Genomic DNA, 12,659 nt, shown 5'->3' on the forward strand with positions numbered 1-12,659 from the left:
CACAAGCCATTAGCTGATAGCATCTCAAGTAGCACCATCTGTAGCCCATTAGCTGAGAGCTGTTCGCGTAGCGTGCGCGTAGCGCTTAAGCTGAGAGCTGAGAGCTGAGAGCTGATAGCTGATAGCTGAATGCTTACCTTTCACCTTTGTCCAGTTCCTCGAACTCACGTTCAAATAATAACGATTAAGGTAGGGAAAGACTATTATTTTAAATAATTAGTTAACTAATTAAGTGGAGTTTTTGTTATGGCAATTGATCGGGCACCTGGCGTTTATGTAATCTCTCAAGATGAGATGGGAATTGTTTATCAAAAGTTTGGTAGTCCTTTACCATCTAATCGTCAAATTGCTCTTAATGGAGAAATGGGTTGGCAGGTTGATACTCTTGGTCCTGGACGACATTTTCGCTCTCCGTTGACGTATAAAGTTGTCATACAAAAGGCTATACAGATTGATAAAGATGAAATTGGATTAGTAACAGCCAACGATGGTGATTCTCTTCCCACAGGTAAAATGTTTGGTAAAGTTGTCGAAGAATGTGATGACTTTCAAGATGGTCGTGCCTTTATCAAAAATGGTGGTCAACGGGGTAGGCAGTTAGGTATTTTAAAAAATGGTATTTATCGCCTTAATACTAAACTGTTTTCTGTTGAAATAAGGCCAATTACTTACATTAATGACTATGAAATTGGCTTAGTAGAAGCGAAAGATGGCAAGCCACTTCCGATTGGAAAAACCTTTGGTGATGCTGTTGAATGCAACAATTTTGAAGATGCTCAAGCATTTATTAAAAATGGAGGATATAGAGGCCAACAGTTAAAGATTATTACTACTGGCAAATACGCAATTAATACAGAACTTTTCAAAATTAAGAGAGTTGAACTTATCAAAATTGGAGTTAATGAAGTAGGGTTAGTGGAAGCAAGGGATGGTGAGCCACTTCCACTTGGTCAGAACTTTGGTAAAGTTGTTGAATGTGGCACTTTTCAGGACGCTGAAGCATTTATCAAAAACGGCGGTCAACAAGGGAACCAATTAGCAATTCTTCCTCCTGGAATTCACTACATTAATACAGAGTTGTTTAAAGTTCACAATGTACCATTAATTAATATTCGATCAGGGGAGATAGGGCTAGTTATTGCTCAAGATGGTGCTGAACTACCACCAGGACAAATACTAGGTAAAGCTGTAGATTGCGATAATTTTCAGAATGTTGAAGCCTTTGTCAAAAACGGTGGTCAACAAGGTAAACAGCGAGCAATTCTTACTGAAGGTTACTATAGAATAAACACTGAACTATTTACAGTAGTTACTACGGACAATGCCAAGCAATATGAACTGAAGCCAGAACAATTAAAAGTTTACAGAGTTGAATCAGGTAAAATTGGTATTGTTACCACTTTTGATGGTAAGCCCTTACCAGGAGGGGAGATTGCGGGAGCAGTTATTAAGGGACATAATAAGTTTCAGGAGCCACAGGAGTTTATTGAAAAAGGTGGCTATCGAGGTTTACAAGAAGAATTTATCGAAGAAGGTTTTTGGAGTTTAAATCCTTGGTTTGTGGAAGTTGAACAAGTTCCTTTAACTAATATTAAATCTGGAACAGTTGGAGTTTTAATCTCAAATGTTGGTAAGAATAGCCAAGCAAATCAAGAGCAAACGACTAATGGTTATCAGTTTAATATCGTTCCAATTGGGTATAAAGGGATTCAGAACATACCAATAGAAGCTGGAACACATCCTATCAATACAAGAGTGAAAAATATAGTAATAGTTCCTGCCCATGAAATAACTTTGGAATGGACGAATAGAGATAAACCAGCAACCAACTACGATTCTAATTTGAAAACCTTAGACCTTCGCTCTAAAGATGGCTTTACTTTTAAAATTGAAGTCACACAGGTTATTAATATTACTCCAAAAAATTCTCCTAAAATGGTCTCTCGTGTGGGTTCACCAAATGCTAATAGTTCTGAGCAATTTGAGGAACAAGGAGGAGTTCTTAGCTGCTTGTCTAATGGTGCGGTTAAATATAGCTCCATTAAAAACCTTGTGAATAGGGTATTAGAACCGATGGTTGGTAATTACTTCCGTAATTATGCTCAAGAATATAATGTCTTAGACTTCTTACAACAACGGGATCAAATCCAGGAACGAGCTACAGAAAATATCAAAAGTGCTCTTAATGCTTATGGTGTTGAAGCGGTTGGTACTTTTATAAACGAAATTGGCTTACCAGCTGAACTTCAACACCTAATACAGGCTCCAACAATTAAAGATAATTTAAATTCACTAGAAAAATTATTGCTATGGTCTGCTGGTGCAGATCATCATATTTTGGCACAAAAAGAATGTTTGACAGAACGATATAAATATACAGCAATTGGTACCACGGTTTTGCTAACATCAACAACGGCTATTTTTTCCGGTGGTTATGCTCTTTTTACAGTATTCGGTTCTGTAGCAGCTTCTTGTGTAGGAGGAATTTTTTGGAGTTTTATAGTTTTTAACTTAGATCGTTTTTTAATTTTAAGCTCTAAGAGAAAAAAATCGGAATCAAATTTAAAATTGTCATTTATTGCAGCAACTAGTCTTCGATTAGTAATAGCCTTATTATTAAGCTTTGTGGTGGCTAAACCCCTTGAATTGAGGCTTTTTGAAAAAGAAATTAATCAGAAAATAAAACAACAAAAAGATGATGCAAGAAAAGAAAAAGTTAGCGAACCAATAAAAGAATTAGAACAAGAAATTAAAGCCTTAAATCAAGAAAAAAACAAGTACAAAAATGAATGGGAAGACGCCGAAAATGTGGCTAATGCAGAAGCAGAAGGTACACAGGGAACAGGCCAATTTGGAAAAGGAATTGTTTATAAAGACAAACGAAATTATGCAGATGAAATAAAACAACAATTTATTGAATTAGATAATAAAGTTAAGGAGAAAGAGGAAAAAATAGATAAGCTTAGGCAAGAACGTAACCTGATTTTGCAGTCACCAGAGAGTAACTTAGAACAACTGAATCAAGAAATTGACAAAGAATCAGATGGCTTCTTAGCCCGTCTTGTTGCTTTAGAAGAACTATCTAAAGACGATCCGAATATTCGTAATATTAATTGGCTAATCACTGCCTTATTCGTCACTATTGAAATCTCACCTATATTAGTTAAACTTTTGTCTGGCAAAGGTCCTTATGATTATTTACTTGAGCAGAAAGAAAGTCAGGAAATTTATAATGAATATTTCCGCATTAAAAAAGAACAAAGACTTCAATTATCTGAAGGAGCATCAAAAAAATACATGAAAAAAATTCAGGAGTTTGAACAATAAATTACAAAAACAAAATACAGCGGTTTGCAATTCACTGACAATATGTTCTTCAAGGATACTAAAAAAGTAAGCTGTTGCTTAATAATGGAATGATTTTAAGAGTTTTTAGGTGCGCGCCTCCTAGGGCGCGAGCAATCCCTCGCGCCCTTGGGTCGCACCTGTAGAATGGGCATCTTGCGTGGAACTGGCATCTTGTGTAGAACTGGCATCTTGCCAGTTTCCTCTTTATTTTCGGGCGGGCAGGATGCCCACTCTACTCCTATTCATTAAACAAGTATTTATACTCAGTAAAGTCTGTTTTTTTGCGTTCGCGTAGCGGCTCGTACCGAGCATCGCGTAGCGTGGCCTAAAGGCCAAGGTCAATCGCTTCCCAACAGAATTCCGTAATCTTATATACTACTTTTTGAAGCATCACTATTGCCTATTGCCTCTTGCCTCTTGCCTATTGCCTCTTGCCTCTTGCCTATTGCCTCTTGCCTATTGCCTCTTGCCTCTTGCCTATTGCCTATTGCCTCTTGCCTCTTGCCTCTTGCCTTAAAACCATAAGCAATCTCCCTCAAACCTTGCTGACAATTGCCCTATATTTACCTATTCACAACTCTCACAGAGATTGATATAGTTACCCTTGTCAGCAACTTTTAATCAAAAGGAGGATTAGAGCGATTCATGAAGTACTGCAAGTACTTTCTACACCTGGCAGCCTTTCTACTAGCACTAACTATTCTAGTGTTGCCTCTGCCAGCCCAAGCCCAAAGCGCTGCCACCATTAACGCTACCTATGAAAACAAGGATCTAAGCGGTAAAGATTTCTCCGGTAAAGACTTTAGTTACAAGGTTTTTAGCAATGTCAATTTACAGTCAGCTAACTTGAGCAAGGCTAAGTTTATAGGTGCGGACATTACCAAAGTTGATTTCACGAATGCTAACCTACATGGAGCAGATTTTACCTATGCATTCATTAATGGTTCTAGCTTCAAGAGAGCAGATTTAACCGATGCAGTGTTTGAAGAAGCATTGATGTCGAAATCCAAATTTGTGGGTGCAGATATTACTGGCGCTGACTTCACCTTTGCAATTTTGGATTATAACCAAGACCGGGAGCTATGCAAAAGCAAAACTGCTTCTGGTACTAATCCTATAACTGGTGTTGATACTGACTATTCTTTAGGATGTTAATGAAATTAATCTAAGTATTCAGCTGTCAGCCGTCAGCTGTCAGCCGTCAGCCGTCAGTGGTCAGCCGTTGGCCTTTGCCTGTAAGTTAAAAGCTAAAAGCTGTTCGCGTAGCGCTAATCGCTGATAGCTGATAGCTGATAGCTGATAGCTGATAGCTGATAGCTGATAGCTGATAGCTGATAGCTTACGTTAATTCTCATCTAGATAAAAACGGTAAAACAAATAATCATCCCGGAAAGGATGATCATCTGCGACATGATGAATAATACCTCGATTAATCAGTATCTGTCCAACAGTCACTGCGTCTTCCCGAGTAGAATTACACCGTTTTACCAACCAATCTACGGCTTCTGACCCCACAAAACAGCATCCATAGCTATTGAGACGATAGCGACGGTCTTTAATTTCCAACCCTCCTGGTTGACGCATTTCCTCGACCAAGGTTTCAATGTCTAGTGTTACCATATCCTCTTGCAAAGGAGCGGTAGGGTAAGAGTCTAGATCTACCTCATCCATCGGCTCTAGGAAACCTGAAACTAAGGAATCCTGGGTGGGCGGCTCAGACTGATACCCATTAGGAATATAGAGTTGGTTTTCTGGCGGTTTTGGCTGACGCTCCCCCAGCCAAGCCATGAGCAATTTCTCTAACTGAGGCGATCGCACATGGAGGTCCCGTTGAGGAAATGGTATATGGATATCATAGCGACGCAGACTTTTCTCAATCCGGTAGTTGAGGTCACTCTTGATTTTAGGCTGTCGCTTGGGGTCTCCAGTCCAGACCAACAGCTCAAACTTGAGGGAACTCTCACCAAATTCCTGAAACCAAACTTGGGGATAGGGCCTCAGTAACACTTCCGGGTGACTCTTGGCAGCTGCCAAGAGTGCCTTCTTGACCTGCTCCACATCAGAGCCATAAGCCACTCCTACTGGAATCTTGAGCCGGGAAATCGGGTTACCGTGACTCCAGTTAATTACCTCAGTTTCTAAAAAGCGGGCATTGGGCACAATTATTGTGACTTTATCCAACGTGCAAATTTCTGTACTGCGGGAACCAATTTGCTGCACAGTTCCCACTAAATCGTTTACCTTAATAAAATCCCCCTGTTGAATCGGTCGCTCTAGGGTGATAATTAAGCCACTGATAAAGTTGTTAGCAATATTTTGCACACCAAAGCCAATCCCCACCCCTAAGACACTAGCAAAAATGGTTAGGGAACTCAAATCCAACCCAGAACTTTGGAGTATGATAATCATGCCCAAAAACGTCAGGACATACTGGGTCAGGAGAGCAATCACGTCTTGCACCCCTGAATCAGCGCCAGTTTTACCCAAGATGTAATGCCTGAATAGCCTGGTGAGGGCACTAACCCCAAACCATAGCACAACGGTTAATACCACCAACAGCAGCACTTGGATCGCAGAATATTTGCTTTCTCCCGGACCAATTACAGGAGACTTGAGGAAGTTTAACAGTTCATAACGCCAACTGCGAACTTGGGGAAATAGATCACTAATAGTTAAGATAACTGTAGTCCACAGGATAACCTGTAAACCTAACAGGGCTGCCCCGAGAAATAATTTGGCTGGGTCGTGCCAAGGGAAAAAAGGAGAAGCGGGATTCCCTAGCCAGGAGGTCAGTTTCCGCAAGGCAAATTGCCTGAACAAGCGTAACAGCAAGTACAACAGGATTAACAACACCAGCACTATGCTTGTAAACCTTACTGCCTGACGACTATAATCTGGCATGCGCTGTTGTTTGCCCTGCCGGATTGCCCTTTCAATCAGCTTCTCCCATTTCTCGGCTTGCTCAAGAGGATCAGTATCAGGAATTTGATCTGCCTTGGTAATCGTGACTATAATGCGCTCGGTAAACTTGGTACGAAGAATCCCCTCGTTTTGCCCGACATATTCAATGTCCACATATTCAGGTTTTTGTAGAGATTTCACCTCCTTTGCTAACCGCTGATTGATCAGCTCGGCTCGCTCAGTAGCGCTAAAGTTGCCAGCGTTGCCCACTTGAAACAACTCAATACCATCCACCACCACAGGAGCTTTCTCCTTACCATTTGCCAAGAATTCCTGTGCTAAGGTAGAGGCTGGTAATAGGGTGAGCAGTAGGGTAAGTACACCTAGCAACACCAATCCCAAGCAACGCCGAAGCCTAGCTCTTGGGAAAGGGTTAATGGAAAATCGAACATTTAGAAGAGATTCCATAGGTTACGTTCTATTTAGCTCTCATTTTCCATAACTATTGAATCTCATGGCTAAAGTTGAGGTAACTAGTTGAGGTAACTAACTGTTGTGGACTACCCGTTCTAAATTTGTAGAGGAATCGTTTTTCTCATCTTGCATTCCCGGTTTTAACCCCTCCAGCAGACCGCTGACCACGAACCAAGTGCCGACTCCCATTATTAACAGTACCACTAAGCCAATCAACCAAACCACAGGTTTATTCTTGGGCAGAGAGTTGGTGACACTTTTCTCACCTAATAGACTCGTCTGGTCAAAGTTCTGTGCAGTGGCGTTGAGATCATTTTCCCGTTTCAAGGTCGCTGTAATTTTGTACGGACCAATCCGCAGGGTGTCCTTGCTTGAGAAAGGTTGAATACCAGAGCGAATCTTCCGCCCGTTAATAAACGTACCGTTGGCGCTGCGGTCAGTAATATAGAGTTGGGTATTAGCCACTGTGATCAGGGCGTGATACCGGGAAATTTCCTTGTCAAGAAGTACCAGATGAGACACAGATTGACCTGCTAAGTGTTCTGGCAAATGGTCATTTTCTCGACCAACAGCAATTGGCGGTCTCAGAACAGGTTTCTTTAACTCGCCCGTTTCTGGGTCTTCCCAGGTCAATTGAATATAAATCGGTTCAGCCAAGATTTCACTCCTTGTAACTGGAACATCGTGGATCAGTGCGGGTGCATCTCATCTTTGAAAATGTTCTGTAGGGTGCGTTAGGGGAGCTCGCCCTAATTTTCAGCCTCAACGCCCGGGTTAGGTTGCTGCCCGTAACGCACCATCGGGTCAAACAACAAAAGTGAGATGCACCTATCAGTGCTGAGTAGGTCAGTGGTGAGTGCTGAGTTTTGCTTAGCACATGAAAAAGTTTTTGTCAACCATACCCACCGATGCTCAGGGGATGATAACAAGGGTGAAACTTAGATAGGGTGTCGGGTGTGAGGTTTTGGATAGGTCATGGCTAGCAGCCAGTTGCCCCTGACGGGGTGACAAGAAGGCTAAATGCCATTGAGACCATGCTGTCAGCATCTCGTTAAACTGAGATAAATTAATCTTGAAGCACTGATTTTAACTATGCCTGATTTTTTGCCCATTGCTTACTTTCAGAACAAGTTTGTCCCTTTCGCTGACGCCAAAATTTCCATTGCTACCCATGCCTTGCACTACGGCACGGGAGCTTTTGGCGGATTACGCTGTCTCCCTGACCCAGAAAACCCACAGCAATGTTTACTGTTTCGGTTAGACCGCCATTGCCAACGCCTAAGTAATAGTGCCCGGTTATTACACTACAATTTACCTCCTGATAAAATCGAGACTATTATCGTTGAGTTTATCAAACAAAATAAACCAACTACATCGTTTTATATCCGCCCTTTTGTCTATACCTCAGATTTAGGAATTTCCCCGAGACTGCATAATATTGAAAAAGACTTTTTTGTTTATGGATTAGAATTAGGAGATTATTTATCTCCTGAGGGAGTTAGCTGTCGGATTAGTTCATGGTATCGACAACAAGACCAAAGTTTACCCTTGAGAGGTAAAATTAGTGGAGCTTATATTACCTCTTCCTTGGCGAAAAGCGAAGCAGTAGAGTCTGGCTTTGATGAAGCCATTATGATGAATTCTGATGGAAAAGTATCGGAAGCTTCTGGGATGAATATCTTTCTGGTCAGAAATGGGCAGCTGATTACCCCTGGATTCGACCAGGATATCCTGGAAGGAATTACTCGGGATAGTATTCTAACCCTTGCTAAAGACATGGGCTTGCCAACTATACAACGACCAGTTGATAAATCAGAACTATTTATTGCTGATGAAGTATTTCTGAGTGGAACAGCGGCAAAGATCACTCCAGTTAAACGAATCGAAAACTATCACTTATCTCCAAACAGACCAATAACTGAAAAGCTCAAGGATACCCTAGCAGCAATTACCGAAAATCGGGAACCAAAATACAAAGACTGGGTGTATACGGTTAAAATTAATAAATGAACTAAACGTCAGCATTCAGCCGTCAGCGGTCAGCCGTCAGCTTATTTTATTCAAAAGCACCGATCTAGTAGCGTGGCACAGGCTTCGACCCTGGGACTTTCCCCGTAGCGCATTAGCTGATATAGCAGTCGCCAGGGCAGTTAGGACATGACAAAAGTCTCACACCCTTTGTAAGCGCAAGAGTTTGACTTCTGACAAATGACTTCTGACAAATGACTTCTGCTATAGCTGTTCGCGTAGCGTGCGCGTAGCGCATTAGCTGATAGCTGATTGCTTAAAATTAAAATTAAACTCCGGCTTATAGAAACCTGTAAACCTGTAGCGACTTCTGGGATAGGGAGTAGAATCAAACCTCAACCATGAACAATCAACCGATAAATTCCCCAAACACCCTAGGCGGTCGCTACAAAATCATCAGCAAGCTGGGAGCAGGTGGCTTTGGTCAAACGTTTCTGGCACAGGACTTGCACTTGCCAGGAACTCCCCAATGTGTGATTAAACAGCTAAAACCCCAGGTGACGGATCCTGAGTGTTTGGAAATTTCCAAACGCCTATTTGAGCGAGAAGCCCAAGTCCTCTACCAGCTGGGTAACCACGATCAGATTCCCCAGTTGCTGGCGCACTTTGAGGAAAATCACGAGTTTTATCTGGCGCAAGAATTTATTGATGGACAACCCCTCAACCAAGAAATCAGTCAGCCTTGGGAATCAAATCGAGTGATTGGTCTGTTGCAAGATATTCTACAAGTCCTAGTATTTGTCCATGAGCAACGTGTGATCCATCGTGATATCAAACCCCCAAACCTAATCCGCCGCCGCAAGGATGGTAGAGTTGTCATGATTGATTTTGGGGCAGTTAAGCAAGCTAGCACCCAGATTATCGATCCCGAAACCGGGCAAACCAAAACCATTGCTATTGGCAGTCATGGCTACACCCCCAAAGAACAGTTCGGTGGCAATCCCCGTTTTAGCAGCGATATCTATGCGGTGGGTATGGTAGGTATCCAGGCATTAACCGGAATTCATCCCAAGTTCCTGAAAGAAAACTCCGAAACAGGGGAAATCAACTGGCGCGATCGCATCCAAGTTAACATCCAAGTTAACTCAGAATTAGCGGATATCCTCGACTGTATGGTGCGCTATGATTTCCGTGACCGCTATCCGACCGCAGTAGAAGCGTTTGCAGCAGTTCAGAGGCTAACTGCTGCACCAACAATAGCTATGTCTGCTACAGTTCCGGAAGAGACTGTTTCTGTTTCAGCAACATCAGCACAAACCCAGGCCAGATCAGAGATCATCCCAAGATGGTTAATGAAGCCTTGGTTAATGATTACTGTCTTAGCAGGGATGGGTATCGGTATTGCTGTTATCGGTACTAAGACTTTTCTAGTTCCCAAACCTGTCACTCAAACTGACAACATTAGCGATACCGTTGCGGAAACCTCGACCACCACCTCTGAGTCAAAACCTGCAACTCCAGCCGTAGTTAGCAACACCCCTGAAATTACTACTACCAGCTCAGTCGAACAAACTACTCCCGGATCCGATACCGAATCAGCTGCTAAATCGACATCCTCTACCGAAACACAACCAACTGCAACAGAATTAAACAGCCAAGGGGATAGCTTGCGGCAAGCAGGAAAGTACCAGCAAGCACTGATGACTTACGAAAAAGCGATTGGCCTATGGCCACGCTACGCGAACGCAAGCAACTCAAATTTAGCAGAAGCTCATTGGGGTCGTTGCTATAGCCTGAATTCCTTGGGGCGTACTCAAGAAGGACTGGCTGCCTGCGATCAAGCCCTTGCCCTTAAACCTGACTACCCCGAAGCATTGTGGAGTAAAGGTGCAGCTATCGAATCCCAAAACACCCCAACAGCCATAACTCTAGCGCTAACTTTATACGAGAAAGCGATCGCAATCAAGCCCGATTTTGCTGACGCCTGGATTAACCGAGGAGTAGCCCTCCATAAACTCGGTCGCTACAGGGAGGCCATAGAAGCATATAATCGGGCAATTAAACTCAATCCTAATTCTGCTGATGCTTGGAGTAATCTAGGGGCAGCCTTATGGGACGTTGGTCAATTGGATCAAGGGATCAATGCCATGGAAAAGGCGCTTCAAATCCAGCCGAATCACCCCAATGCTAAGAATCTGCGTCAGCAGGCAAGGGAAAAATTAGGTCGTTGATCACTCATACCGAGTTGCATTCAAAGAGAGTAGATTGGTTGGATAGGGAGATAGGGAGATGGGGAGATAGGGAGATAGGGAGATAGGGAGATTGGCGGAAGAGAAAGTTGTACGTTTGACCGCAACTTGGTATCAGGAAATATAATTATTTGATAAAGATCAGAGATTTATTTAAATATCTGATAAAGATTTTGGGTTTTGGTCTTAGAAACGGGAAAATCCTCTACTATTACGTTTAATTGCTATTAAGCATTAGAGCTGATAGCCCTAGGGATTAAATACGAAAATCTAACACTTTAGCAAAGGGAACAGCGGATCACCGGAACAGGGAGTAGGGAATATGGCATCAAAATTATCTCAATTCCTACACGGATTGCTATTTCCCCTAATGCTCAAAACTAAATTCACAGAATACTAGGATTGCGCTCACAATCCCTAATTTGATTTAACTAATATTAGTTAAATAATACTACTTAACTAATTTGAATTAACTGTCCATCACCATGAAACTGAATACACCAGCACTTGGAATAAGAGCAAATTGGCTCGAGAAGTGGATGCCGATCGGCTTAATTTTACTAGTCGCTACTGGGTTGTACATCTATCAACTCGGCACAGAGAGCTTATGGTACGATGAACTATTTAGCATTAACAAAACCCAGAGTGGGATATCACTGCCTCCCAAAAATCTGACACGTCCCTTTTATTTCATGATTCTCTACATTTGGATGCAGTTTAGCACTAGCACCGTTTGGTTGCGTGGGCTATCTGTGATTTTTGGACTAGGCAGTATCTTCCTAATCTACCTGCTGGGTCGTCGCTTAGCAGGAAAGCCAGTTGGCTTGATTGCCGCCCTCTTACTAACCCTCTCACCTCTGTTTATCAACCATGCCCAAGAGGTAAGGATGTACACCCTAATCCCCTTCTTAAGTTTAGGGGGTACCTTGGCTCTAGCTCATGCCCTTGAAAATCCCAGGTTTGCTGCCATCAACTGGTGGGCTGTGGCCAGGTTTCTAGCCCTGGTGACTACTCCCGTTAGTGTGACCTTGTTTCTGCCAGATATGGTATTAATTGGATGGCAGTTCCGTAATCAAAAGCGCCGATTATTTGCCTTTGGAATCAGGCTGCTGCTGATTGGGAGTTGTTGGCTTCCTTTGGTATCAGCAGTTAATGAGTCTTCCACTAAATTCCTCAAAGGTTGGGTTACACAGTACCCAAAACCCAACATTATCTTAATTATCTCTGAAGTCACCCACTTGACAGCTTTTTGGCCATTGAGACACTTACTAGGGTCAGGCATCAGTGCCAACGACCTGATGAAACAGCTCAATCAGCAGTCTATCATGGAGTGGCTTGTAGAGCATGTGTTAACCTCAAATCTTGTACCTTTGCTCTATTACATGGCATATACAGCCATGGCAATCGGCTTGCTTGCTATAGCTCTATTGAGCAGGCACCCCTCAACGAAACTCTGGTGGATTAAAGTGTGGGCATTATTACCTGCCGGATCTATCTTATTGATATCCTATGTTTCCAGTTCCATATGGAAAGCTCGCTATCTACTAATTGTATCCCCCTATTTCTTAATTCTTCTAGCAGCAGGCTTGATGCAAGTTTGGCGTTGGCAACGTCGGGTAGCTGTTTTAGTAACTCTGATCTACGCCATAGCAGTGGGTAGCGGTCTAGTGCATTACTACACAACTTTGTATCGTGTAGCAGGTGGTGCGCCAACTTGAG

8 protein-coding genes are annotated in these 12,659 nt (G+C 42.6%); 6 read left to right on the forward strand and 2 right to left on the reverse strand.

Going from position 1 to position 12,659, the window contains the following annotated elements; all coding sequences use genetic code 11:
* The first annotated feature begins 246 nt into the window (after positions 1-246).
* From F6K63_RS06810 to F6K63_RS06820, 3 genes are all read left to right on the forward strand, one after another.
* Positions 247-3,327 (forward strand): DUF4407 domain-containing protein, encoded by a 3,081-nt coding sequence (locus F6K63_RS06810; RefSeq protein ID WP_287311387.1) that lies wholly within the window; start codon positions 247-249, stop codon positions 3,325-3,327.
* A 417-nt stretch (positions 3,328-3,744) separates the two neighbouring features.
* On the forward strand, positions 3,745-3,873 hold the full coding sequence (locus F6K63_RS06815; protein ID WP_287311389.1) for a hypothetical protein: 129 nt from the start codon (positions 3,745-3,747) through the stop codon (positions 3,871-3,873).
* Positions 3,874-3,993: 120 nt separating this feature from the next.
* The gene (locus F6K63_RS06820; protein WP_287311390.1) at positions 3,994-4,503 is read left to right on the forward strand and encodes a pentapeptide repeat-containing protein; all 510 of its coding nucleotides are present in this window, start codon (positions 3,994-3,996) and stop codon (positions 4,501-4,503) included.
* A 189-nt stretch (positions 4,504-4,692) separates the two neighbouring features.
* Here the strand turns inward: F6K63_RS06820 and F6K63_RS06825 are convergent, their stop codons facing one another.
* Both F6K63_RS06825 and F6K63_RS06830 read right to left on the reverse strand, forming a co-directional pair.
* A complete protein-coding gene (locus F6K63_RS06825; protein WP_229419839.1) occupies positions 4,693-6,717 on the reverse strand; it encodes a mechanosensitive ion channel domain-containing protein in 2,025 nt (674 codons plus the stop codon).
* A gap of 78 nt (positions 6,718-6,795) precedes the next feature.
* Positions 6,796-7,380, reverse strand: a complete 585-nt coding sequence (locus F6K63_RS06830) for an FHA domain-containing protein (protein WP_008179504.1) — start codon at positions 7,378-7,380, stop codon at positions 6,796-6,798.
* Positions 7,381-7,815: 435 nt separating this feature from the next.
* Between F6K63_RS06830 and F6K63_RS06835 the strand changes: the two genes are divergently transcribed.
* From F6K63_RS06835 to F6K63_RS06845, 3 genes are all read left to right on the forward strand, one after another.
* Entirely contained in the window at positions 7,816-8,733 is a 918-nt protein-coding gene (locus F6K63_RS06835) for a branched-chain amino acid transaminase (RefSeq protein ID WP_071103340.1), read from the forward strand.
* Positions 8,734-9,092: 359 nt separating this feature from the next.
* Complete coding sequence (locus F6K63_RS06840; protein WP_287265380.1) at positions 9,093-10,922, forward strand: tetratricopeptide repeat protein; 1,830 nt, start codon at positions 9,093-9,095, stop codon at positions 10,920-10,922.
* Positions 10,923-11,425: 503 nt separating this feature from the next.
* Positions 11,426-12,658, forward strand: a complete 1,233-nt coding sequence (locus tag F6K63_RS06845) for a glycosyltransferase family 39 protein (protein WP_287265378.1) — start codon at positions 11,426-11,428, stop codon at positions 12,656-12,658.
* Position 12,659 lies beyond the last annotated feature (1 nt).

The sequence above is a fragment of the Moorena sp. SIO1G6 genome, assembly GCF_010672795.1.
GTDB lineage: Bacteria > Cyanobacteriota > Cyanobacteriia > Cyanobacteriales > Coleofasciculaceae > Moorena > Moorena producens.